This window comes from Euhalothece natronophila Z-M001 (genome assembly GCF_007904085.1).
Classification (GTDB): domain Bacteria; phylum Cyanobacteriota; class Cyanobacteriia; order Cyanobacteriales; family Rubidibacteraceae; genus Halothece; species Halothece natronophila.
On the sequence record NZ_CP042326.1, the window covers coordinates 1,307,122 to 1,331,299 of the forward strand.

The following is a 24,178-nucleotide window of genomic DNA, read 5'->3' on the forward strand; positions in this document are numbered from 1 at the left end:
AACAGATCTCACCCAACCTGAAACCACTTAAGATAGAAGAGGAAGCGATTTTAGGGGAATAACGATGCTGGAATCACTATTTAAGCTATTAGGACGACAACCCAAAAATTATCAAGCCAATGTTGAAATTTATACTTGGCAAACTTGTCCTTTTTGTATTCGTGCCAAAATGCTTTTAGGTTGGAAAGGAGTTAAATATACTGAATATAAAATTGATGGGGATGATAGTGCTAGAAATCGTATGGCAGAACGAGCCAATGGTAAGCGCAGTGTTCCCCAAATTTTTATTAATAATCAGCACATAGGCGGTTGTGATGAACTGTATGCTCTTGACAAAGGCAAAAATTTAGATCAGTTATTGATGCAACCAGCCGATGCAGTGGGATAAAGCCCGTTACGAGCAGCATTGCCATTGGATGGAGTATGCCCTGCAATTGGCACAAGAGGCTGGAAAAGCTGGAGAAATTCCTGTGGGGGCGGTGATTGTTGATGCTGAAAACAGGATTATCGGTGAAGGAAATAATCGTAAAGAGCGCGATCGCGCCCCTACCTCTCATGCAGAAATCATTGCCATTAATCAAGCAGCCCAAACCCTTGCTAATTGGCATCTTAATGGTCTTACCCTTTATGTCACGCTTGAACCTTGTCCTATGTGCAGTGGGGCAATCATTCAAGCTCGACTGGGCACATTAGTTTATGGGGCAGATGATCCAAAAACAGGAGCAGTGCGCAGTGTTTTAAATCTTCCCGATAGTGCCGCTTCTAATCATCATTTAGAAGTTTTCGGCGGGATTTTAGATGATCGCTGTCGTGAACAGCTAAAACAGTGGTTTGCTCAAAAACGCATAATAAAAAAATCCCCCACCTGAGAGGCAGGGAATAATTGTCAGAACTGTCCTTGAGAGATGTTAGAGAGCGTTACCACGAGGTAAGACTTCTTCAGGGAATTCAAACTTCTGATGGGGTTGGTCATCCGTTGCCATCCAAGCACGGAGACCTTCGTTTAATAAGATGTTCTTGGTATAGAAGGTTTCAAATTCAGGGTCTTCTGCTGCCCGAATTTCTTGAGAGACGAAGTCATAGGCACGAAGGTTTAATCCTAAGCCGACTACTCCGACTGAAGCCATCCATAGCCCTGTTACTGGCACAAACAGCATGAAGAAGTGTAACCACCGTTTGTTGGAGAAGGCAATGCCGAAAATCTGACTCCAGAAACGGTTGGCAGTCACCATGGAATAGGTTTCTTCTGATTGGGTGGGATTGAAGGCTCGGAAGGTGTTGTTACTTCCGTCTCCGTCTTCAAATAGGGTGTTTTCTACGGTAGCTCCGTGAATGGCACACAGAAGCGCACCGCCTAAGATTCCTGCTACTCCCATCATGTGGAAGGGATTTAAGGTCCAGTTGTGGAATCCTTGGAAGAATAGAATGAAACGGAAGATTCCAGCTACCCCAAATGAGGGGGCAAAGAACCAACTGGATTGTCCTAAGGGATACATGAGGAAGACGCTGACGAATACGGCAATCGGACCTGAAAACGCGATCGCGTTATAGGGTCGTACCCCCACTAGACGGGCAATTTCAAACTGACGTAGCATGAAGCCAATCAGTCCAAAGGCACCGTGTAGGGCGGTAAAGGTCCATAAACCGCCGATTTGACACCAGCGTACGAAGTCCCAGTTTGCTTCCGGTCCCCATAAAAAGAGTAGGGAATGTCCGAAGGCATCTGCTGGTGTTGATACCGCTACGGTTAAGAAGTTACAGCCTTCTAGGTAAGAGCTGGCTAGTCCGTGGGTGTACCACGAGGTGACAAAGGTGGTTCCGGTTAACCATCCCCCAATGGCTAGGTAAGCACAGGGGAATAGGAGTAAACCAGACCAGCCGATAAAGACGAATCTGTCGCGCTTGAGCCAATCATCGACTAGGTCGAAGATCCCTCTTTGTTGTTGGGCGCGTCCTACTGCAATTGTCATTGCTAATACTCCAATTCTATATGGATGTTTACAGTTTGCTATCTATAATTACTTTTTTGCCCAATGCAAATTTTGAGCAAAGTTCTGAGAAAAGTTTACTTTTCTTTACTAAACCTATCATAATCTAATTTTTCTTAATCTTCCACTCTTTCTTAATTAATTTTTAAATTTTGTTAAGTTGATCGGAGATAGTGGCGCGATCGCGCTTAAAAATGTCACACTGGCGACTAGGAAAAATGCTAGTTGCTTGTCTAATATGTCCAAACGTGGAATTAGTGCCTTTATTGGGGGATTAGCCTTAGGAAGTGCGGTAGGAAGCGCGATCGGGTTATTAGTTGCTCCTCGTTCTGGGCAAGAAACCAGAAAAATATTAAAAAAATCTGCCCTAGCTGTACCAGAAATTGCTCAAGATATTTCTAGCAGTGTACAGCTACAAGCTGATCGATTCTCAGAAACGACACTCAGTAATTGGGAAAGCACCCTCACTCGGTTACAAGAAGCGATTGCTGCTGGCGTGGAAGCCAGTAAAATGGAAACAACATCCTCAGAGCAAACTACTGAGTCTCTCTCTACTAAGTCAGAATGACGACAATTTCTCAACAGTCTCAGATTAAATATCCACACAAAACCATTAGACGGGCGGAAATGGCTCTCAAATGTGCTCCCTTTCGCTTAAAATTATTTCAAGAAATGCGATCGCGCAGTGTCCCCCTTTCCCAAATTGCCAATCAAACAGGAGTAGAAAAACAACATATCGTTAAACCTCTTTCAGAATTAAAGGTTGAAAATGAGCTTGTTTGGCTTATTCAAGTAGGATTATTGCGAAGAGAAGTGGATGGACAAGGAATTACCGATAGTTTTCGCCTTACTCCTTTAGGGAGACAACTAGTGGCAAAATGGGAGGCAGAAAAGCAAGAAATCCCTGCTCCTTCTTGGCTAACTAGAATTCAATGCGCGATTATACGGTGGTTTCGTCTTCCGTTTTAAAACCTGTTAGTTTCCATGACGGACAAATATCTGCTAAACTACAAGCCTCACACATAGGTTGACGGGCCTTGCACACTTCACGCCCATGATAAATTAAGCGAATTGACCAATTTTCCCACTCTGCTTGGGGTAAGAGAGTCATTAAGTCTTTTTCAATTTGTTTGGGGTCTTTTTTTTCTGTCAAACCCAAGCGGTTACTAAGACGTTTCACATGGGTATCTACAGTTACCCCAGCATTGATGCCATAAGCATGGGCTAACACCACATTAGCTGTTTTTCGCGCTACTCCGGGCAATTTTAAAAGGTCACTCATAGTATCGGGAACTTTCCCCCCGAATTGAGAGACAATCATCTCACAAGCTCCCTGAATACTTTTGGCTTTATTTCGATAGAAACCAGTAGAACGAATGAGGGTTTCTATGTCTTCTCTCTTTGCTTCTGCCATGGCTTTGGCATCAGGAAAACGAGCGAATAATTCGGGGGTTACTTTATTCACTCGTTCATCTGTACATTGGGCAGAAAGAATCGTTGCCACTAATAATTGAACGGGGGTTTCGTAATTAAGGGTGCAGGTGGCATCGGGATATAAGGCTTTGAGACGGGCGAGTAGGGTTAACGCCCGTTCTTGTTGAGAAGCTGTCATTATTGGAAAAATTCTTGCACTACCCCTAAGTTAGCAGTGTCTCGAATGACCAAAAAGATAGCCAACCCCAATAACATGACAACACCCGTTTGCATGATGCCATCTTGAATTTTTTGGGGGAGAGGTTTACCGCGAATGCCTTCTAGAAGTAAAAAGACCAGTTGACCGCCATCTAATACAGGTAGAGGAAGAATATTAATAATCCCTAAGTTAATGCTAATTAAGGCAGCAAACTGATATAAGCTGCTAGCATCGGAACTGGCAATATCAGCACCCACAGCGACGATGGCAACGGGTCCGGCAACTTGTTCGGCGGATTCTTGAAAATTACTGACTAATCTGCCTAATCCTTGGAAAGTAAGAGAAAAAATGCGTTGATATTCTTGCGTCGCTTGGGTAAAGGGTTGAAGGAAGTTATCGGGGCGTTCTCTTACCACTTCCCCATTGGGAGAAAGTAACACCCCAATTTTACCTTTACCGTCGTCTCCTGCTTGGGGAGTAACAGTGAGATTTAAAGTTTCTGTGTCCCGTTGAACGGTGATGTTTAAGGGCTCATTAACGGCATTTTGGATAGTGTCTTGTAAATTTTGAATGGCGGCTTGACCTTCGCCAAGGGATTCAGAGTTAATAGCAAGAATAATATCTCCAGCTTCTAATCCTGCTTCTTTAGCGGGAGAATTTTCTTGTTGCACAACTTCTGGCACTTGAATCCCCGGTTCAAATTGCGGTTGGGGAATGCCTACAAATGCTGATTGGGCGACTAAAAGGAAATAGGCAAAGATAAAGTTTGCGATCACTCCCGCACTGATCACAATGGCGCGATCGCCGAGGGGACGATTTTTTAATAGGTTAGGATCATCAGGTTCAATTTCACTATCGGGATCATCATCCGGAAAACCAACAAATCCGCCTAGAGGAAAGGCACGAACCCCATATTCAACTTCTGGTCCTTGATATTTCCAGAGAATTGGCCCAAAGCCAATGGAAAATTTACTAACATGAATTCCCTGCACTCGGGCAGCAGAGAAATGCCCCAGTTCGTGAACAATAATTAAAATCGCCAAAACTGCGATCGCTGCCAATACTGACATAAGGCTATAACCAACTATACTAAACATCTATCCCTCTATTTTAACCAGAGGCAAAAGTGAGTTCTTATTCAACCCAGTTTTTTGCCCGTGAAACCGCTTTTTGCCACATTAGGAAATCTTCTTGGGCTTGTTTTTGATTCTTACTAGGAATAAAACTACGATCGCGCTTTCGTTTTCCTACTAATTCCTCATAATCATCCCAGAAACCAACAGCTAACCCTGCACCAAAGGCAGCTCCTTGGGCTGTTGCATCCAGAATCGCTGGACGTTCTACAGGAATCCCTAATACATCGGCTTGAAACTCCATTAGGAAATTATTTTGAGAAGCTCCACCATCCACTTTTAATAAAGAAATGGGAGTCTCACTATCTTTATTCATTGCATCCACCACTTCTTTTACTTGAAACGCGATCGATTCTAAAACCGCTCTTACCATGTGTTCCCGTTGCACACCGCCTGTAATGCCAACAAATGCCCCTCTCGCACTCATATCCCAATGGGGCGCACCTAATCCACTTAAAGCAGGGACAAAGTAAACCCCATCAGTATTCTCCACTTCTCGGGCTAAAATTTCCGTTTCGGGAGCAGATTTAATTAATTTTAAGCCGTCTCGTAACCATTGAATACAAGCCCCTGTGGTAAACATGGCCCCTTCTAGAGCATAATTTGTAGTGGGTTTTCCGCCATTTGCTTCACTCCAGGCTACTGTGGAAAGGAGTTGATTGCGCGATCGCGTTAATTCTTGTCCACTTTGAGAAATGAGGAAGCAACCTGTGCCATAAGTACATTTCAGCATTCCTTTCTGATTGCAACCATGGGCATATAACGCCGCCTGTTGATCCCCAAAAATAGCGCGAATGGGAATTTCTGTGCCCAAAATTTCTTCATCAATCGTGCCAAAATCCCCTAAACTTGGCCGAATTTCGGGCATAAAGTGACGAGGAATCGTAAATAGATCTAATAACTCAGGATCCCAGTCATGAGTTCCCAAATTCATTAACATCGTGCGACTGGCATTACTTTGATCGGTAGCGTGAACCCGTCTCCCGGTCAAATTCCAGAGAATCCAAGTATCAATTGTTCCAGCTAACACATGATCTAAATTGACTTCGGGTTTATTTTGCTTTACCCAATCTAAAAGCCAAGCCAACTTACTCGCCGAAAAATAGGCATCTAAAACTAAGCCTGTCGTTTCTTGAATCTTCTCCGCATAGCCTTTTTCGCTTAACTCCCGACACTTTTGGGCAGTGCGTCTATCTTGCCAAACAATCGCTTTATGTAGCGGTTCACCGGTTGTTTTATCCCAGAGTAAACAAGTTTCTCGTTGCACCGTCAACCCTGTTGCCGCAATCTCTTGGGGGGAAACTCCCGTACTTCTCAAAACCTGTTCCATGCAGCTACGGGTATCATGCCAAATTTCAAGAGGATCATGCTCTAACCAACCTGGATGAGGATAGTATTGCATTAATTCTCCATAAGATTGTCCAACGAGTTCTCCATTTTTATCAAAAAGAATTGCACGGTTTCCTGTTGTTCCTAAATCGAGGGCAAGAACGTATTTTTGCTTATTAGTCACGGGCATTATTCGCTGATTTCACTGGATTAAATTTTACCACTTCAGTTTTCATAATATCTGACAAAGAGTTAACTTTTTTAAAGAAAAGAAAATGGTTCGGATATTGCGACTACTTTAGGATATGGAGCCGTACTCCTAATTGATTAGTTTTAGTTTACCTTAAAAGTGTAGGAAAAAATCCTCAAAGGTTTCTACAAGCATGGTTATTTTTGGAGGTATGAATTATGGCTTTAATTCGTTGGCAACCCTTCCGTGAAATGGACGAACTTCAACAAGAATTTAATCATATTTTTGATCGTTTAGGCTATAAATACTCTGATCAAAAAAATGATAACTTGACCGCCTTTGTTCCCCCAGCAGAAATGGAAGAAACGGAAGAAGCGTTTCATCTTCGGTTGGAAGTTCCCGGAATGAACCCCGATGATTTAGATATTCAAGTGAGCGCAGAAAATATTTCTATTCGTGGGGAACGAAAATCAGAATCAAAAACTGAAGAAAATGGAATGAAACGAAGCGAGTTTCGCTATGGAACATTTCAACGCGTTATTCCGTTATCTAGTCGCATTGACCATAATAATGTCCAAGCTGACTACAAAAATGGTGTGCTAGAGTTAACCCTTCCTAAAGCTGAGGAAGAAAAACAAAAAGCGGTAAAAGTGAAAGTCAATCATTAATGGTTTTCTAGGTGGGTTACTCCCACCTTTTTTTTACTCTATTTTGATCAGGAAAGTTAATCTTCTAATTTACGGCGGATATTGAGAGAACACCATTCCTTGCGTCGCCAAAGAGTTCCCACTTTCCAACCATGTTCTTCCAGACGGTCAGCTATAGGCTGAGCTTTTTCCATTAAGATACCACTTAATATGCCCCAAGTGTGGGAGTGCGCGATCGCGCTAAAGTGGGGAATCAAATCAAGAATTACTTCTGCCAAAATATTACAAACAAAGCCATCAAAGCGATGAGGATACATGGAGAGAAGTTGCTGAACACTTCCTTCCTCTACTTGTAAGCGTTTTGGTTCAATTTGATTGAGATCGCGATTAGAACGAGTTGCCTTAACTGCAAGAGGATCTGTATCTGTAGCATAGACTTGATCAGCCCCAAATAATAAGCTAGCAATGGATAAAATCCCTGAACCACAACCAATATCAGCAATCACGCCTCCTGTATTACCAAAGCCATAGCGCATTTCTAAAGATTCTAAACACAGTTGGGTAGTGGGATGAACACCAGTACCAAATGCCACACCTGGATCTAAGCGCAAGATCAGCCGCTCCGTTTCAGGAGGAGTTATCCACGCCGGACAGACTAAAACGCGATCGCCGATTTCTTGAGGACTCCAATGCTGTTTCCAGCTACTTGCCCAATCTTCCTCATCAATTAAACGCCAACTCACTTGGGGGGAAGCTGTTTCCATAACCATGGCATCTTGGCGCAGCCAGAGAGATAAAGCGGCTAAATCTAAAGGATGTGCTCGTAATTGTGGCAAATAAGCCCGTACCAAAAAATCATTATTTCGTTTTTCGCTTGCCATGCCATCACAGCCAAACCGATTCAATCGCCAAAAAATTATGTCTTCTAGCGTTGAATCACAGATAATTTGGATTTCCCACCAAGTTGCCATCTTTAATTACTTGATTAGATCAATGTGGGGCTTCAGCACAGTGGCTGACTCCCACATCGTTATTCTACCTGTTTAGAGCTTAATTATGTAAGCATCACGAATGCCAGTTACTTTAGTAATCTCTTCTAAAACGCCTTCAGGAAGGGGGTCATCAATACTGAGAACCATCACAGCATCCCCACGCACAATTTTTCGTCCTACCTGCATACTGGCAATATTGACATTAAACCCACCGAGTAGAGAGCCAATTTTACCAATTACCCCAGGCATATCACGGTGCAAGGTGAATAACATATAGTTATTGGGTGGAACATTAATTGGAAAACCATCAACATTAGTAATCCGCATTTCCTGATCACTTAGTAATGCACCGCTTACAGAATGCTCACCTAAAGCGCCAGTGGCTTCTAAACGCAACGAACCTGAATAATCATGAACTGAGGCATCTTTAGTTTCAATCACTCGGATTCCCCGTTCTTTTGCCTCGATGGAGGCGTTGACATAATTAACTCGTTCTTGTAGAGCCGGAGAAAGCAATCCTTTGAGAGCGGCAATGACAATGGGTTGACTTTGACTATCAGTTAATTCTCCTTGTAAGCGGACATTAAGTTGATCAATGCGTCCCCCTGCTAACTGACCCACTAAATTACCTAACGTTTCTGCTAATTGTAAGAAAGGACGTAATTTTTCCACAACCTCAGGATTGAGACCAGGAATATTAACTGCAGAACGCGCTGGTAAACCGAGCAACACATCCCGAATTTGCTCCGCGACATCGACCGCAACATTGGTTTGTGCTTCTTCGGTAGAAGCTCCGAGGTGAGGGGTTAAGACAATATTAGAACCCACCTCTCGTAAGCGAGATTCTCCTAGGGGTTCTTCGGAAAATACATCTAAAGCAGCTCCAGCAATTGTGCCTTTTTCAACAGCCTCAGCAATAGCTTCTTCATCAATTACCCCACCCCGAGAGCAGTTAATAATGCGAGTCGTTGGCTTCATTTTTGCCAAAGTTTCGGCATTAATTAAATTTTCTGTCTCTGGCGTGCGGGGGATATGTAGAGTAATATAATCAGCTTCGGTAAAGATAATATCGAGATCAACTAAGCGACAGCCTAATTGTTCGGCACGTTCGGCAGAAATGAAGGGATCATAAGCCAACAATTTCATCCCCATAGATCGAGCTACTGTCGCTACATGAGACCCAATTTTTCCTAAGCCCACAATGCCAAGGGTTTTTTGGTAAACTTCTGACCCAATAAACTGTTTACGTTCCCACTTTTTTTCCTTAACCGATTGATTTGCCTCAGGAATATGGCGAGACAGAGATAACATCATCGCTAAGGTATGTTCGGCAGCGGCAATGGTATTCCCTTCAGGAGAGTTAACCACCATGATGCCTCGACGAGTGGCTGCCTCGACATCAATATTATCGACACCAACCCCAGCACGACCGATAATTTTGAGTTGGTTTCCCGCTTCGATAACATCTGAGGTTACTTGTGTTCCTGAACGGATCATGAGGGCATCATAGTCTGGAATTGCTTGGATCAGTTCTTCGGGAGAGAGTTTGGTGTTGATATCTACTTGTGCTACTTGCGAGAGGATATCAATTCCTGCTTGATCGACTGAGTCTGATACTAAAACTTTTGCCATGGGTTATTTTTTTGAAATCAACAGTATATAGAAGGTGTCCTCTGCTTATGAGTTTAAGGGACAATGGTTTACTTTCGGTGAGAATTGATCCTGATCTAGCGAGGAGCACCCGTTGTATCTTTTCATAATTTGGGACATTCTGGGAGGGGGGATAGGGGGATGGGGAGATGGGGAGATGGGGAGATAGGGAGATGGGGAGATGGGGGGAAAGGGAGATGGGGAGATGGGGAGAGATTAAGGTTAAGATAAAATGGAGGTTCAATGGTGCTAAGGATAAGAATTTAAGGGTAATGAAATATTTAATTGCTGTTTTGGGGAATCGGATTCAAGCGGAAGATGCTTATACTACCCTCTTAAAAGAAGGAATTAATGAACAACAGGTAGATATGGTGGGGAGGGGTTATAAAACGGCGGATGAGTTTGGGTTGATTAATCCCAATAGTCAAGCGAAACAGCAGATTATGCGGATGGCAATGTGGTTGTTTCCCTTTGGGTTTGCTGCTGGGTATATCTTTAATGTATTAACAGAGATTTATTTATTTGACTGGGCGGGTGAGTTTGGTAATCATGTGATTGGTGGCTTTTTTGGCGCGATCGCGGCTTTAATGGGGGCTTTTTTTGTTGGTGGCGGTGTGGGAATTGCTTTTGGCAGTGGGGATGCCCTTCCTTATCGCAATCGCCTTAATGAAGGAAAATATTTAATTGTGGTGAAAGGATCAGATTTAATTAAAGAACAGGCAACTCGCATTTTACGCCAGTTTAATCCTGAAAGTTTACAGGGGTACGAAGAACAAGAATAATGCTACCAAAAGAAGAAATATTAAAAGGAGTAGAAAATCGGGATGAAATTAAGCGCATTATTGATTTAGCTGAACAAGCGATTAAAACTTGGGAAGTAGTCTGTACCGACTTTCTCTCTCCCCCTGTCATGGTAGAAGCTAAGGAAAAGTTTTCTCCCCTAACTGATATTCAGTTTGTGGTGGGAGGTGGCTATCCCCAAGCGGAACGAACGCGCATGGCAATTACTCGCGCAGAATTAGACTTAGATCCCTCGCAAATTCCTCTGGCTGCCATTGATATTGCTGGTAATTTCCTCTTTGATACAGCAACCCATCGTGATTTTTTAGGGGCAATTTTAGGCACAGGAGTTGTCCGAGGAAAAGTAGGCGATATTATTGTTTTAGGAGAACGAGGGGCACAAATTGTAGTTGTGCCTGAATTGGTGCAGTTTTTAGAAGCGAATTTAAGCCAAGTGCGATCCGTGCCTGTCAAGGTGAGAGAAATTGGCTTAGAGGAACTTAAAATCCGTCCCCCCAAAAAGAAAGAAATGACAACCGTAGAGGCTTCTATGCGCTTAGATGCGGTGGCTTCGGCAGCATTTGGGATGTCGCGGAGTAAGATGGCAAGCGCGATCGCGCAAGGAAATGTTCGCGTGAATTGGAAACCCGTCACTCAAGCTAGTCACACCCTAGAAGAGGGAGATTTAATTGCAGTCCAAGGTAAAGGACGAGCAGAAGTGGGAGAAGTTTCTATAACCAAAAAACAACGCTATCGGATTCAATTGACTCGTTACCGCTAGGGAATGAGCCAACGGGCGGGAGAAATTCTTTGCCAAGTGTCTTGGGGCGAATTCCGTTCAAATACCTCTAGGTGGGGATCAGCCCGTCGGGTTTGACGAATATGTTGTAAAAGATTATGGCGAGAGTAGTGGTGTCCCGCCCGAATATAGCCATACTGTTCTGAGTTGAGATTGGCAAGATAGGGATCACTTTCGGGAGGAACCGCAGAACGTAGTTTTTCATAGAGTTGTTCTCGTTCATGTCCAATTAGAAATCTCGTTTCTCTTGCTTGCACTTTGCGGTGAGTTTCAGGGGCAAGATATTCAATGTAAGGAAAGGTATCTGTATTGAGAGGATAGTCTTCAAATAGTCCGCTAGCAGTAATATTGCCAACATAGAGTCGCAGTAAAAGGGCTTGTAAACTCTCTGTTGTCCAATCTTCGGTCATTTCTTGACCCCGTTCGCTGATAATATTCGGGTCTAAGGTTTGCTCTTGTTTGTGTCCCACGAGTGCCACAATAGAACGACTAGAACCGAGATCGCCGCGCCAGAGAACTACTTGGGGGAAAACTTCACTCATCGTCCGAGCAATAATTCCAAATTCTCGTTCTGAAACTTGATAGAGGGGAATCCATTGTACATAAACGCCATCAGGTTTTAACCGTTCCCTCGCGATTTGATAATTTTCTAGAGTGTAAAGGTTTCCTGTTCCTTGTTTCCAGGGGGTAAATAAGTCGCTGATAATTAGGTTATAGGTTTGAGGGCTGCGACTGAGACAATTTCGTCCATCTTCAGCATGAATAGTAACTCGTTCATCAGTAAATAAGCCATTTGTCCATTCTCCAAAGTGCGCTTCCGCGAGGGAAACCACTTCGGGTAAAATTTCACACACAGTTACGTGCTTCACAGGAAAAGGCATGGCTGCCCCTGCACTAATCCCTGTTCCCATTCCCAAATAAAAGAGATCATCTGGTTGAGAATGATTCATTAAGGGAATAACGCTTTGATTTCTTTCTAAATGTAAGTTTTGGGAACTACCAAGGGTATAATAAGTATTAACTCGGATGGCACGTCCCCCTCTGGCAGTATCGACAACGGCAACATTAGCATGAGAGCCTTCTTTCATCGCCACGAGTTGATCATTTTGCCCTGCCCCAAAGGTAACGGCTTGTAAGGGGTGTAATTCCATTCCACTGATTATGATGGTAAGGGCAATAGAAGATACCGCGATCGCGCTCCGAAGCCAACTTACACGAGATAATGCAATTCCCCCTAACATTAAAGGATAAATTGCGGCTAAAACCAGTAAGGTGCGCCAACTTCCCACAAGGGGTAATAGCAGAAAACCTGCTCCGACAGAGCCTAAAATTCCCCCAACTGTATCCGCTGCCATTAAGCGACCAATAATCTCACTGGGCTGGCGGGGATCAGCCTCTAAAATTCGTATTAGATAAGGAAGCACTGTTCCTAAAATCATTCCTGGGAGAAACATTACCACAAAGGCAACCCCAGCGATGTTGAACAGATAATCCCACCAGCCTAAGCCTCTGCCAATATAAGACAAACCATCAGTTACCTCATAGAATACCCAAGGAGAGATGGCCGTTGCTAATCCTGCTAAGAATAATAATAGTCCTAAAATAAGAAGTGGGGGAAATTGACGAAAGCGAGCTAATCCATGCGCGATCGCGCTTCCCGTGGCTAAAGCCAGCAAGAAAGTTGCTAAAACAACCGAATAAGTATAAGCTGAATTATGTAAAACTTGTGAAAATAATCTTGTCCAAATCACCTCAATCCCCAAAGAAGCAAATCCAGAACTAAAAGCAATCCCCGAAATCACCACGGGAGAAATATGCGTCAATTTCCGAGGTAAAGTTTGGTTTGTTGTGGAGAAAGTTTCTAGCTTAGAACGCTCTTTATCATTAGTAGCAGGGTAGCCTGATAGAAATAGGGCAACGCTTCCGACTACAATATCTAAACTCACTGCCAATAAATAAGCATTCTGAAACCCCAAAGTTAGAGGAAACACAAAAGCAGAAGCTAACGTTCCTGTAGCCGAACCTAACGTATTGACAGCATAAAATTGAGTAGCTTGTGTTGCCAAATCTTTCCGTTGACGAACTAAATGCTGCACCATCAATGGTAAAGTTCCTCCCATAAGAAAAGAGGGAGGTAACAATAGAGTTACAGCAATAAGAGCCTTGATGCTTGTATCTAAAACGGGAGAATCCCCAACAAGGCTATAAAATATTGGATAAAGCTGATGGTAAGTATCAACTAAAATAAAATGGCTAAGAGCAGTAATCCCAATGCCAATTTCTAGAAAGCCAAACCACCGTAAGCTAGAGGAAAAATAAGGCGCGCGTTTTCCCCAAAACCACCCCCCAGAGGCTAACCCCGTAAAAAACACAGCAATAGTTAAAGCAGCTGCTTGAGCCGTACTACCAAATAAAAGCCCCAACTCTCGCATCCACAGCACTTGATAAACCAGCGCCGCAAAACCTGAGACAAAAAAAAGAATAACTAAAAGACTAACTTCCCAACGTTTCATCACTTATAAATTACAGCCACCTCATGAATTTTAACCCTTGTTAAAAGCGTAGGTTACAGGCAATTCTTCATGATATAATATTCTTAATAAAAAGTTCTCCAATTCTCCTTAATTAGGGGAAAAGAGGGCTAAATTAAATTCTTTCTTGACGGCTTCCTATTGAGGTAAAAATACCCTTTTTCCTAGCAAGGGGAGTGTCACCGATCCTGATAACTGATGTTTTTAAAAAACCTATTAAGCAAAGCGGAAAAAAATCAGCAATGGCAACCCATCATCAAAGCCTTTGAACAAGTGGTGGGAAAAGATGGAGTAGTTCAACGTAAAGATGAACTGCTCACTTATGAGTGTGATGGGTTAGCAAGTTACCGTCAACGTCCAGCAGTGGTAGTGCTTCCCCGTACCACCGAACAAGTTGCCGGGGCAGTGAAAGTTTGTAATCAGTATGATCTCCCTTGGGTAGCAAGAGGAGCTGGAACAGGGCTGTCTGGAGGTGCATTACCCATTGAAAATGGGGTTTTGATTGTTACTGCACGGATGAATCAAATTTTAGAAACTGATCTTCCTAACCAGCGTGTAGTGGTACAGCCTGGAGTAATTAATAATTGGGTGACACAGGCGGTAAGTGGAAAAGGCTTTTATTATGCCCCAGATCCTTCTAGTCAGATTATTTGTTCTATTGGGGGCAATGTTGCTGAAAATTCAGGTGGCGTTCACTGTCTCAAATATGGAGTAACGACAAATCATGTATTGGGACTCAAAATTGTCACCGCAGAGGGGTCAATATTAGATATTGGGGGAACCCTCCCAGAAATGCCTGGCTATGACCTCACGGGCTTATTTGTCGGGTCTGAGGGAACATTGGGCATTGCTACCGAGATTACTTTGCGAATATTAAAAGCCCCTGAGTCTGTAGCCGTTTTACTTGCCGATTTTGAAACCATCGAAGAGGCGGGAAATGCTGTTGCAGCCATTATTGGGGATGGCATTATCCCGGCGGGAATGGAAATGATGGACAACCTGACCACTAATGCTGTAGAGGATGTAGTAGGGGCGGGATGTTATCCGCGCGATGCTGGGGCAATTTTATTAGTAGAATTAGATGGATTAGAAGTAGAAGTTACCCATAATATTGAGCGTACTGCAGAAATTTGTCGGAAAAATGGAGCGAGAGACACTACTATTGCTAAGGATGCTGAAAAACGAGCTAAATTATGGAAAGGACGAAAAGCTGCTTTTGCCGCCGCGGGACATTTAAGCCCTGATTATTTTGTGCAAGATGGAGTTATACCGCGTACCCAGTTGGCAACGGTGTTACGAGATATAGAAGCGTTAAGTAAGGAGTATGGCTATCGCATTGCCAATGTCTTTCATGCTGGAGATGGTAATTTACATCCTCTGATTTTGTATGATGAGTCTGTTGAGGGATCGTTAGAAGTGGTGGAAGAAATTGGGGGAGAAATTCTTAAGCGTTGTGTGGAAGCTGGAGGTAGTATCTCTGGGGAACATGGCATCGGTGCGGATAAAAATTGCTATATGCCCCAAATGTTTAATCAGGTAGATATTGAAACCATGCAGTATGTTCGCAATGCGTTTAACCCGAAAGGGTTGGCAAACCCTACAAAGTTATTTCCAACGCCTCGCACTTGTGGGGAAGCAGCGAATGCTAAAAAAACGACAGAATTGAAGGGGGCGCAGTTATATTGATAAGGCTATTTCTGGATGATTATGGGTTATAACAAAGGAGATAGCTACGAAGAAAAGATTTTTCAAATTTTACCTGATTTGGAGTTTTTATTTTTTTTCTTAGGATAAGTAAAAGCCCGCGATCGAATTGAATCTATTTCAGGAATATCAGTTGCTTTTTCCATGTTTTCTTTTTCTTGATCTAACTGCAAAATTGCATGACCAATTGCTTTTGCCATCAACGGCGGAACGGCATTTCCAATCTGTCGCCACTGTTGAGTCACTGTTCCACAAAAAATATAGTTTGCAGGAAAGGATTGAATGGCAGCGGCTTCTCTTGCGGTAAGATATCGATCTTCTGTGGGATGATAGAAAGTTGTACGGCTGGTGTTAATTGTACCAGCACAAGCAGCGCGATCGAGCCGTCTTAATTTTGCTTCTCGAAAACGTCTTTCTAATAACTGTTCCCAATCAACATCAAACCACAATTCAGGAGGTAAATAAGTTTTTTGATCTCTTTCATATCGAATACTTCCCCCTTCTGGAATATAACTTAAACGTTTTTTCTCCAGAGGATTAGCAATTTGAGCTTTTTCTAGATCATGATTAAACATTTGATTATCATCTGTTTTTAAATGCTCAAACGCCCAAGCTACTGTTGTGGGTAAAGAAGAACCTTTTTCCTCTTCTTCAGGATCAGTAAATACAATTTCAGGATACAAGTTTTGAACTTGAAAGCGATTAGCTAATAAAATGCTTCGTCTTCTTTTTTCAGGAACACCATAATGATGTGCTGATAAAACTCTGATATCAACCCGATAGCCAAGTTTTCTAAAACTATCAAGAATTACCTTGAGAGTAGATTCATTTCTTCTTGATAAAAGTCCTGTTACATTTTCCATAATGACATAATCAGGGGAAAGACCTTCGATAATACGTAAGAAGTCCCCAAAAAGAAAATTCCGTTGATCTTGATGATTATTTTGACCAATTGTAGAAAATCCTTGACAGGGTGGTCCTCCACAAATTAAATCAATTTTTTCATAACCCACTGCTTCCTGAATTGTCTCTAGAGAAATTCCTCTTAAATCGCCAATAATAGTTTCTGCTTTTTCATGGTTTAATTGAAAAGTTTTAATAGCTGTTGCGTCGTAATCAACTCCCAGTAAACATTGAAATCCTGCCATCTCTAGTCCACAGGACATTCCACCAGCTCCTGAAAATAAATCAATAAATTTCTTTTTCATAGTTGTATTATTATGCTATCTTTAGTATTTATATTTGTTTTGTCGTTCTTTAGCTCTAATTTTAGGTTTTGTTTTAGCAATTTTAGCTACTTTTTGCCATTCTGCCTCATCTAAAAGGACATCTAAAACATCTGAAATATTACATTTCTGTTCAAAAGCAATCCGTCGCAATATGTCATGATGTTTAGGTTGGATATAAACAGGTTTTCTGTGTGTTTGAGCCATCTTAATTTATTGAGCTATCTTTTTTCTAATTATAGCAATAATTAGCTAATTAGCTATTTAGAATACAGGATATAGGGAATCTTCGAGAACTATTAATGAGTTCAATAGGGTAGTGACATGAGGAAAAAAAACGGACGATCGCGCTTCTGTACCGTTTCGATATAAGATAAAATTGCCAAAAATTGACCCATCATTTTATATTACTGGTTTATGGAACCTCCTGTAGAACGGATTCGCTTGTCTAAAATGGGGCGCGATCAACTGATTAAACTTAAACGCTATACAAAAATTGAGCAATGGAATATTCTCTGTCGTTGGGGGTTTTGTCGTTCTCTAGCTGAACCAACTAAGCCGTCTCCTGTTCCCATTCCAGCAGATAGTAACTTAGAACTAACTTGGCGCGTCTTTGGGGGAGAAATGTCAGATTTGTTAGTAATTGCCCTCAAACAGCGCTGTTATCAGGATGGGTTAGGCACTGATTCAGAAACCCTTGCCCAGCAGTTTCGATTACATCTTCATCGCGGTATTAGCTATTTAGCAGGGGATATTAATATAAAAAGCATTGAAGATTTGGTGAAAACAGTTGAGAGGAAAGAGTCAGCATCGTGATCCTTTTACAAGTTCTAAGTTTAATCGTTGCTGTTTTGGGAATTTTTCTTGCACTTTGGATAGTTCTTCCAGCGCCTACAATGTTTTTCTTACCTTTTGGGGTGGTGGCAGCCGAAGTGAGTCCATGGTTAGTCGTTTTCAACCTGATCGCGCTTTTGTTAACAACCTTTTTTCTTCCCTTGAATTGGTTACAGTATAGTTTAATCAGTGGTAGCGCGATCGCGCTGATAGTTAGTACCCTCCCCCTCCTTCAATTTCCAAGAAGTCATACTCACTTTACTCAGGAAATGGAAACTCAATTAGGGAGTGATTATCTCAAGGAAGTTCCCGAGGCAATTCAAGGCAAAATGCGCCCTCAACCCCTTGTAGTGACAGACATAGTAAGAGGAATTTCTCTGCCAGAGATTCGCATCCAAAGAGACATTCCCTTTGCCCATCCTGAAGGAGTAGAACTTAAACTTAACACTTATCAGCCCTTAGAAACTGGAAAACATCCCACCCTTGTAATCATTTATGGAGGCGCGTGGCGACAAGGAAACCCCAGTAATAACGAAGCCTTTAGTCGCTACATGGCTAGTCAAAACTATACCGTCATTGCCATTGATTATCGCCATGCCCCACAACACAAATTTCCAGCACAGCTAGAAGATGTCCAAACTGCTCTCCAGTATATCCAAGATCATGCTGATGAATTAGAAGTAGATACAGAACGCATGGCAATTATGGGGCGATCTGCAGGCGGTCATCTTGCCATGCTTGCCGCTTATCAGCCTCATGGGATGAAATTTCGCGCAGTTGTTAACTATTATGGCCCGATCAACCTTAGTAATGGTTATTATGATCTCCCCTCTCCTGATCCCATTAATATACAAGCCGTGCTTCGTAATTTCTTAGGGGGAACACCTGAAGAGTTACCAGAACGCTATCAAGAGGCTTCCCCATCTAGTTATTTAAGACCCAATCTCCCCCCATCTTTACTGATATATGCAGGGCGCGATCACTTAGTACAAGCAAAGTTTGGGAAGAGACTGGATCAAAACTTGCAAGCTAAAGATAATCTGTCGGTTTATTTAGAAATCCCTTGGGCAGAACACGCCTTTGATGCACTGTTTTCTGGGATTAGTAATCAGCTAGCTTTATACCATACCGAACGCTTTCTGGCATGGGCTTTACGTAAGAATTAACCTTTGACTTGCACCGAGTTCGTGGCTGACTCTGATTTTGTTGCAGGCTGAACCTTGGACTGATTAGGCAATCCTTCCATAGGACATTCTTCAGTTCCAACCGTGTCACGAGTGATGGCTTCTGCTTTTTCTTTAGCTTTTTCTGGGTCAAGAATCCATTCCCGATAGAAATCATAGGGACATTGTTGCATTCCATCTTCATCATCCCCAGAGTTAATCATACCTGTATAGCCGCGATGGAGGAGCTTAAAGAGATGATTTTGAGATTGGGCATTTTTGCGGAAATCACGGATAGCAAATTTAGAAAGAGTCGCATACTGCACCCCATTTTCTTCCTCGCCACATTCTCCAAGCGTCCGCCCATCAAAGCCGACAATTGCAGAGTGACCAAAATAGCTGTAAACGCCATCAAACCCAGACGCATTGGCTACCGCCACATAAGTATTATTCATCCAAGCCATTGCTTTGGAAACCATAATTTGCTGTTCTTTCGCAGGATACATATAACCCTGACAGCGAACAATTAATTCTGCCCCTTTCATGGCACAATCGCGCCAGATTTCAGGGTAATTCCCATCATCACAAATAATCAAGCTAATTTTAAGTCCTTTAGGCCCTTCTGAAACATAGGTATGTTCTCCGGGATACCAGCCTTCAATGGGACACCAAGGCATAATTTTGCGGTATTTTTGAACAATCTCCCCCTGATCATTCATTAAAATTAGGGTGTTGTAGGGAACTTTTTTCGGGTGGTCTTCGTGCTTTTCACCTGTAAGGGAAAAAACGCCCCAAGTGCGGTTACGAATACAGGCTTCGGCAAAAATTTCGGTTTCTGCACCCGGAATATCAGAAGCCGTTGCCATCATCTCATCAGGATCATACATAATGCCATGAGTGGAATACTCGGGAAAAATTACTAAATCCATTCCAGGTAATCCCACTTTTAGCCCATCCATAACTGAGGCAATATTCTTACAGTTCTCAATTACCTCTTCTTTTGTATGCAAACGAGGCATCTTGTAGTTAACCACTGCTACCCCAACTGCATCTGCGCTGGATGAAATATCGCCATGATATGCCATATATAGTTTTGCTTATCGTAATGTTAAGTTTTTTGAATCTTAGGGAAACAATACGGCAATGAGGCAGAAGCAGTCTGTATCTGACTTAACAAAATTTTTTCTTTGCCTAGAGAAAGGGTTGAGAATTGTGCAACTTCCCAACCCCGAGTTAATCGACTTAGATAATTTTGGCTGCACGTAACCCAAAATAGAGTCCTAAACCTAGTACGGTATAACCAATTAAGATACCAAGATATGCAATTGCACCAGACATAATTTTAAGCTCCAATTTAATTATCTTTCCTAGATTAGCAAGTTTTGGGCAAGGATTCACTACCTGCTGTTAGTTGACACTCTCCCATTAAATCAAAGATTATAATGAGAAATTCTTGCTTCTAACTACTGAACTTGGTTCAGCAGACGACCAACCTTAAAGATAAAGGAAAATTATTTACTATGAAAGTTTTAATAGTAGTTACTTCTCATGACAAGCTCGGTGATACAGGAAACCCTACAGGATTTTGGTTAGAAGAACTAGCTGCTCCTTACTATGTTTTTAAAGATGCTGGAGCAGAGGTTACCATTGCTTCTCCTCAAGGGGGACAAGTTCCTATAGATCCCAAAAGTCAACAGCCAGAATTTCAAACAGAAGCAACCCATCGTTTTAATCAAGACTCACAAGCCAAAGCCGCGATCGCGAATACAGTTAAACTCTCAACGGTTTCTCCTAGCGATTATGACAGTTTATTTTATCCAGGGGGTCATGGTCCCTTATGGGATTTAGCTCAAGATTCAGACTCAATTCGTTTAATTGAAACCATGTATCAAGCAGATAAACCTGTAGCAGCAGTTTGTCATGGTCCCTGTGTTTTTCGAGAGGCTAAAGTAGCGGATGGTTCTCCTCTGGTGCAGGGAAAACCTGTTACCAGTTTTTCCAATACAGAAGAAAGTGCTGTGGGCTTAACTGAGGTGGTTCCTTTCTTGGTAGAAGACGAATTCAAAGCCAAGGGTGGTCATTACTCAAGAACAGATGATTGGCACCCTCATGTGGTCAGTGCTGACAACTTAATCACAGGTCAAAATCCAGCGTCATCAGAAGCTACAGCAAAGGCAGTTCTTGAACAACTAAGTGTGAATCCTTCCCAACTAAGCTAGAGGCTGTAGTTGGGAATTCTCTGTGATCACTAATTCTAATGTGATCACTTCTAGTTTATTCTGGCATCAGGGAAGAATGGTGATGTTCAATTAACCACTCACCATCATGATAGCTGTAAACGAAGGAATAGCGAGCAGTTTCCTCAGTTTCATTGCCCTCTTCATCAACGAGAGTAAAGGTATAAACGCCAGCATCGTAGGCAGCATTGCAGCCAATTTTAATGTTGCGCTCATCAATGACTCCTTGCGGTTCTTGCGCCACAAAGTCCACAAAATAGTCCCTAATTAAATCTGGCGTATCTCGCGTTTCATCGGATAATGTTGGCAGTAGAACAGCATCAGGACTGTAATTATCAACAACTTGATCTGGGTCTAATGTAGCTAGCGAATCATTCCAGCGATCAAATAGGGCGGCTATATCGTCTTCACTAGCTTCTGCACATTCAGGAGATTCAGAACTATAACTAGGTAAGGGAGTTAGGGACAGTAATAGGCTTGCCGAGAGAGTTGATAATAGAGCGTTTTTTGCCAAAAAATCATGATAGCTTTTTTATGTAGGATAGACTTGATCTTGTTTATAATACATTTTTATAAACCCCTAACTCCAAAAACAATTAACTTGAGTTTTGATGTTTTTAAGCATTATCAGTTAGCCCAAATTCTTCTAATGCAGGATAAAAGTTTTTATTTTCGTGACTTGGACGAGATAATTTAATTAAGGCAAATCGCTGTAAAGGCGTTAACTGCTTCCATTGTTGCTCCGTAATTGTTAAATTAAATTCTGAGGCTTTAGTTTGTAATTGTTCTGGAATCGCATTGGAATTTAGCCACGGCGGATTGGGATCAATTTCTAATTCTTTCGCTGGACTACCAGTATGACTAACAACCAAAGTTTGCAAATATTCTTTATAAGCCTTTGCCTCTTCAGATGTTTCACAAGGCTTTTTTACTAATTCTTCCCGTTCGGTTTGACTAAATTCATGCCAATGGTGCAATTTTAATTTAACACCACAAGTATCTAATTTTAGCCGTACCTGCATGGGAATACAGCGTAAACTTTCTACAAAATCAGCTTCAAATTGGAAGAACATATTTGTTATTCGTTATCAGGGGACAAAGGACAAAGGACAAACAACAAATTAAATTGGCAATAACTTTTTCAGAGACTCTTGTAATTTGGGTTCAGCATTGATTGCTGTTTCTGAAGAAGGTTTATTAATAGGAATAATTTGCACTGCACAGGCTTTTAATTCGGGTTGTTTAGATGATGGACAAGATTCAGGATGGGTAAGGGCATTAGCTTCCGCATCATCGGCCCAAAGTGCGCCCCAGTGCATGGGAATAAAAACAGTGCCAGGGGCAATAGCTTTGGTAATTTTAACCCGTAGTCGGGCTTTACCGCGGCGCGATCGCGCTTCTACCCAAATTTCCTCTTTTGTCTCTTCTAACCCTAATTTCTTGGCATCCCGAGGATGAACTTCTAACTCAGGATAGGGGTGCATTTTGGTGATTTTGGGAATATTGCCCGTGCGGGTTTGAGTGTGCCAGTGACCATATAAGCGTCCTGTTGTCAAGACATAGGGATAATTTTCGTCTTCGGGTTCGGCGAGTCCTCTAGAATGATAGCCAGCAAAGTTAGCGCGACCATCTGCTGTGGGGAAGTGTAAGTTAGTGTAAAGGCGTTTCCCTGAGGAAATAGTTTCTGTTTCCCCTTCTGGACAGGGCCACTGAATGGGGCCTTCTTCTCGTAATCGTTGGTGGGATAATCCACTTAAATCACAAACGCGATCGCGCGTCAAGCCCACAAACTCCTGATAAACCTCCGCCGCATTCGCAAAATTAAACTCTTTTTCAAACCCTAACCGTCGTCCTACGGCTGCAAAAATCTCCCAATCTGCTTTTGCCTCTCCGGGAGGATTGCGAAATGCTGGACACAGGGTAACGACTCGTTCTGAATTGGTCATTGCCCCTGTTTTCTCTCCCCATTGCGACGCTGGAAGCACTAAATGTGCATAACCTGCGGTTTCTGTGGGGTAGTAGGCATCTTGACAAACCGTAAAATTAGACTTTAACAAGGCTTTCTTCGTGCGTTCAATATCGGGCATACTCACAGCAGGATTGGTTGCTGCAACCCAAAACAGTCCGACTTCACCTGTTTCTAAACCGCGAATCATGTCCCAACCATCGCGCCCAGGGTTGGGATTAATGCGACCTTCAGGCAATCCCCACGCTTGTTCTACGGCCGCACGGTGTTGAGGATTTTTCACCACCCGATATCCCGGGAGAATGTGGGCAAGTCCTCCTGCTTCTCGACCTCCCATCGCGTTGGGTTGTCCTGTGAGGGAAAATGGCCCCGCCCCCAGTTTACCAATATTCCCTGTCATTAAATGTAAATCAATCAAGGTGCGAACTTTCGCTGTTCCTTCTGACGATTGATTCATGCCCATTGACCAGAGGGATAACACTCGTTCTGAGTCTCCCCAATACTGAGCAGCTTCTTCTAGATGATCAATGCGAATTCCGCATTTTCTTGCCACTAATTCTGGGGGATACTGTTTAATCACTTCCACAAACTCAGGAAAGCCCTTGGTACATTCATCAATAAAGATGCTTTCAAATTTGCCCCAACGCAACAGTAAATGGGCAATTCCATTCATTAAATCAATATCAGTTCCCGGCTTAATGGCTAAATGGAGATCCGCCGCTTCTGCGGTTTTGGTTTTACGGGGATCAACCACAATCATTTTTACATCCCGATTACGCTTATGATGTTTCCGCAGCCGATTAAAAACAATGGGGTGACAGTCAGCAGTATTAGTGCCAATGAGAAACGCACAGTCTGTTTGTTCTAAATCGTCATAGCAACAGGGGGGGCCATCAGAACCCAAACTTTGCATATAGCCAGCAACCGCTGAAGACATACACAAGCGAGAATTGGCATCAAAATTATTCGTCCCTAAACAGCCTTTGAGCAGTTTTTGGGCAGTATAATAATCTTCAGTTTGAAATTGCCCAGAACCATACATACAGATGCCATCTGCCCCATGAGTCAGAGACACTTTTTTAATCTCATCAGTGAGGCGAGTTAAGGCTTCTTCCCAACTCACCCGACGGAAGGGCTGATCAAGAGAGTCTCGTAACAGGGGATATTTCAGGCGATTTTTATGGGTAGATTCAGTAATGGTTGCCCCTTTGACACAAACCATCCCCTTGCTAGAAGGATGAGCGCGATCGCCGCGTACTTGCCAAATGGGATTCCCTTCACTATCACGATGGACAGATTTCCCAGGTTGGGCGGGTGGCAAAACTTCTAACCCACAACCAACACCACAGTAAGGACAAAGTGTTTTTTCAGTCATT

The 24,178-nt window shown here is 42.6% G+C and carries 25 protein-coding genes; 11 read left to right on the plus strand and 14 right to left on the minus strand.

Annotated elements, in window-relative coordinates; genetic code table 11:
• The first annotated feature begins 64 nt into the window (after positions 1-64).
• Positions 65-388, plus strand: coding sequence for a glutaredoxin 3 (grxC, locus tag FRE64_RS06195; RefSeq protein ID WP_146295156.1), 324 nt, complete (start codon positions 65-67; stop codon positions 386-388).
• Positions 375-869, plus strand: a complete 495-nt coding sequence (tadA, locus tag FRE64_RS06200) for a tRNA adenosine(34) deaminase TadA (RefSeq protein ID WP_146295157.1) — start codon at positions 375-377, stop codon at positions 867-869. The genes grxC and tadA overlap by 14 nt, the downstream gene beginning before the upstream one ends.
• A 39-nt stretch (positions 870-908) precedes the next feature.
• Here the strand turns inward: tadA and psbD are convergent, their stop codons facing one another.
• Entirely contained in the window at positions 909-1,970 is a 1,062-nt protein-coding gene (gene psbD, locus FRE64_RS06205) for a photosystem II D2 protein (photosystem q(a) protein) (protein ID WP_146295145.1), read from the minus strand.
• Positions 1,971-2,226: 256 nt separating this feature from the next.
• Between psbD and FRE64_RS06210 the strand changes: the two genes are divergently transcribed.
• The gene (locus tag FRE64_RS06210) at positions 2,227-2,556 is read left to right on the plus strand and encodes a YtxH domain-containing protein (RefSeq protein WP_146297294.1); all 330 of its coding nucleotides are present in this window, start codon (positions 2,227-2,229) and stop codon (positions 2,554-2,556) included.
• Positions 2,553-2,957, plus strand: coding sequence for an Npun_F0494 family protein (locus tag FRE64_RS06215; RefSeq protein WP_146295158.1), 405 nt, complete (start codon positions 2,553-2,555; stop codon positions 2,955-2,957). Before FRE64_RS06210 ends, FRE64_RS06215 begins: the two co-directional genes overlap by 4 nt.
• Here FRE64_RS06215 and nth read toward each other — a convergent pair.
• The 3 genes from nth to glpK form a co-directional block, all read right to left on the minus strand.
• Positions 2,929-3,600 carry an endonuclease III gene (gene nth, locus FRE64_RS06220; RefSeq protein ID WP_146295159.1) on the minus strand — a complete coding sequence of 224 codons (672 nt, stop codon included), beginning with the start codon at positions 3,598-3,600 and terminating at the stop codon, positions 2,929-2,931. The two genes, FRE64_RS06215 and nth, sit on opposite strands and share 29 nt — an antisense overlap.
• Positions 3,600-4,691, minus strand: a complete 1,092-nt coding sequence (gene rseP / locus FRE64_RS06225) for an RIP metalloprotease RseP (RefSeq protein ID WP_146297295.1) — start codon at positions 4,689-4,691, stop codon at positions 3,600-3,602. The genes nth and rseP overlap by 1 nt, the downstream gene beginning before the upstream one ends.
• Before the next feature lie 64 nt (positions 4,692-4,755).
• Positions 4,756-6,273 (minus strand): glycerol kinase GlpK, encoded by a 1,518-nt coding sequence (gene glpK / locus FRE64_RS06230; protein WP_146295160.1) that lies wholly within the window; start codon positions 6,271-6,273, stop codon positions 4,756-4,758.
• Between the two features lie 218 nt (positions 6,274-6,491).
• On the opposite strand from glpK, the gene FRE64_RS06235 reads away from it, so the two are divergent.
• Positions 6,492-6,941 carry an Hsp20/alpha crystallin family protein gene (locus tag FRE64_RS06235; RefSeq protein ID WP_146295161.1) on the plus strand — a complete coding sequence of 150 codons (450 nt, stop codon included), beginning with the start codon at positions 6,492-6,494 and terminating at the stop codon, positions 6,939-6,941.
• Between the two features lie 56 nt (positions 6,942-6,997).
• Here FRE64_RS06235 and prmA read toward each other — a convergent pair whose 3' ends face one another.
• Together prmA and serA are read right to left on the minus strand one after the other, a co-directional pair.
• On the minus strand, positions 6,998-7,891 hold the full coding sequence (gene prmA / locus FRE64_RS06240) for a 50S ribosomal protein L11 methyltransferase (protein ID WP_146295162.1): 894 nt from the start codon (positions 7,889-7,891) through the stop codon (positions 6,998-7,000).
• Between the two features lie 72 nt (positions 7,892-7,963).
• Positions 7,964-9,544 carry a phosphoglycerate dehydrogenase gene (serA, locus tag FRE64_RS06245; protein ID WP_146295163.1) on the minus strand — a complete coding sequence of 527 codons (1,581 nt, stop codon included), beginning with the start codon at positions 9,542-9,544 and terminating at the stop codon, positions 7,964-7,966.
• A 290-nt stretch (positions 9,545-9,834) separates the two neighbouring features.
• Between serA and FRE64_RS06250 the strand changes: the two genes are divergently transcribed.
• Together FRE64_RS06250 and FRE64_RS06255 are read left to right on the plus strand one after the other, a co-directional pair.
• Positions 9,835-10,344 carry a hypothetical protein gene (locus FRE64_RS06250; protein ID WP_146295164.1) on the plus strand — a complete coding sequence of 170 codons (510 nt, stop codon included), beginning with the start codon at positions 9,835-9,837 and terminating at the stop codon, positions 10,342-10,344.
• Positions 10,344-11,123, plus strand: coding sequence for a photosystem II S4 domain protein (locus FRE64_RS06255; RefSeq protein ID WP_146295165.1), 780 nt, complete (start codon positions 10,344-10,346; stop codon positions 11,121-11,123). The genes FRE64_RS06250 and FRE64_RS06255 overlap by 1 nt, the downstream gene beginning before the upstream one ends.
• Here the strand turns inward: FRE64_RS06255 and FRE64_RS06260 are convergent.
• Positions 11,120-13,654 (minus strand): fused MFS/spermidine synthase, encoded by a 2,535-nt coding sequence (locus FRE64_RS06260; protein ID WP_146295166.1) that lies wholly within the window; start codon positions 13,652-13,654, stop codon positions 11,120-11,122. The two genes, FRE64_RS06255 and FRE64_RS06260, sit on opposite strands and share 4 nt — an antisense overlap.
• A 216-nt stretch (positions 13,655-13,870) precedes the next feature.
• Here FRE64_RS06260 and glcD point away from each other — a divergent pair, with 216 nt between their 5' ends.
• On the plus strand, positions 13,871-15,358 hold the full coding sequence (gene glcD, locus FRE64_RS06265) for a glycolate oxidase subunit GlcD (protein ID WP_146295167.1): 1,488 nt from the start codon (positions 13,871-13,873) through the stop codon (positions 15,356-15,358).
• A gap of 62 nt (positions 15,359-15,420) precedes the next feature.
• Here the strand turns inward: glcD and FRE64_RS06270 are convergent, their stop codons facing one another.
• Together FRE64_RS06270 and FRE64_RS06275 are read right to left on the minus strand one after the other, a co-directional pair.
• Positions 15,421-16,584 carry a DNA cytosine methyltransferase gene (locus FRE64_RS06270; protein WP_146295168.1) on the minus strand — a complete coding sequence of 388 codons (1,164 nt, stop codon included), beginning with the start codon at positions 16,582-16,584 and terminating at the stop codon, positions 15,421-15,423.
• Positions 16,585-16,605: 21 nt separating this feature from the next.
• On the minus strand, positions 16,606-16,809 hold the full coding sequence (locus FRE64_RS06275) for a hypothetical protein (RefSeq protein WP_146295169.1): 204 nt from the start codon (positions 16,807-16,809) through the stop codon (positions 16,606-16,608).
• A 210-nt stretch (positions 16,810-17,019) separates the two neighbouring features.
• On the opposite strand from FRE64_RS06275, the gene dndE reads away from it, so the two are divergent.
• The gene (gene dndE, locus FRE64_RS06280) at positions 17,020-17,418 is read left to right on the plus strand and encodes a DNA sulfur modification protein DndE (protein WP_146295170.1); all 399 of its coding nucleotides are present in this window, start codon (positions 17,020-17,022) and stop codon (positions 17,416-17,418) included.
• 80 nt (positions 17,419-17,498) lie between these two features.
• Positions 17,499-18,602 (plus strand): alpha/beta hydrolase, encoded by a 1,104-nt coding sequence (locus FRE64_RS06285; RefSeq protein ID WP_146295171.1) that lies wholly within the window; start codon positions 17,499-17,501, stop codon positions 18,600-18,602.
• Here FRE64_RS06285 and FRE64_RS06290 read toward each other — a convergent pair.
• The gene (locus FRE64_RS06290; RefSeq protein ID WP_146295172.1) at positions 18,599-19,684 is read right to left on the minus strand and encodes an aliphatic amidase; all 1,086 of its coding nucleotides are present in this window, start codon (positions 19,682-19,684) and stop codon (positions 18,599-18,601) included. The two genes, FRE64_RS06285 and FRE64_RS06290, sit on opposite strands and share 4 nt — an antisense overlap.
• Positions 19,685-19,841: 157 nt before the next feature.
• Complete coding sequence (petL, locus tag FRE64_RS06295; RefSeq protein WP_146295173.1) at positions 19,842-19,937, minus strand: cytochrome b6-f complex subunit PetL; 96 nt, start codon at positions 19,935-19,937, stop codon at positions 19,842-19,844.
• Between the two features lie 182 nt (positions 19,938-20,119).
• On the opposite strand from petL, the gene FRE64_RS06300 reads away from it, so the two are divergent.
• Positions 20,120-20,818, plus strand: coding sequence for a type 1 glutamine amidotransferase domain-containing protein (locus FRE64_RS06300; RefSeq protein WP_146295174.1), 699 nt, complete (start codon positions 20,120-20,122; stop codon positions 20,816-20,818).
• A 55-nt stretch (positions 20,819-20,873) separates the two neighbouring features.
• On the opposite strand, the gene FRE64_RS06305 is transcribed toward FRE64_RS06300, so the two are convergent.
• The 3 genes from FRE64_RS06305 to FRE64_RS06315 form a co-directional block, all read right to left on the minus strand.
• On the minus strand, positions 20,874-21,350 hold the full coding sequence (locus FRE64_RS06305; RefSeq protein WP_146295175.1) for an SgcJ/EcaC family oxidoreductase: 477 nt from the start codon (positions 21,348-21,350) through the stop codon (positions 20,874-20,876).
• A 103-nt stretch (positions 21,351-21,453) separates the two neighbouring features.
• Positions 21,454-21,909, minus strand: a complete 456-nt coding sequence (locus FRE64_RS06310; protein ID WP_146295176.1) for a nitrate reductase associated protein — start codon at positions 21,907-21,909, stop codon at positions 21,454-21,456.
• Positions 21,910-21,957: 48 nt separating this feature from the next.
• Entirely contained in the window at positions 21,958-24,177 is a 2,220-nt protein-coding gene (locus FRE64_RS06315; protein ID WP_146295177.1) for a molybdopterin oxidoreductase family protein, read from the minus strand.
• Position 24,178: the final 1 nt, after the last annotated feature.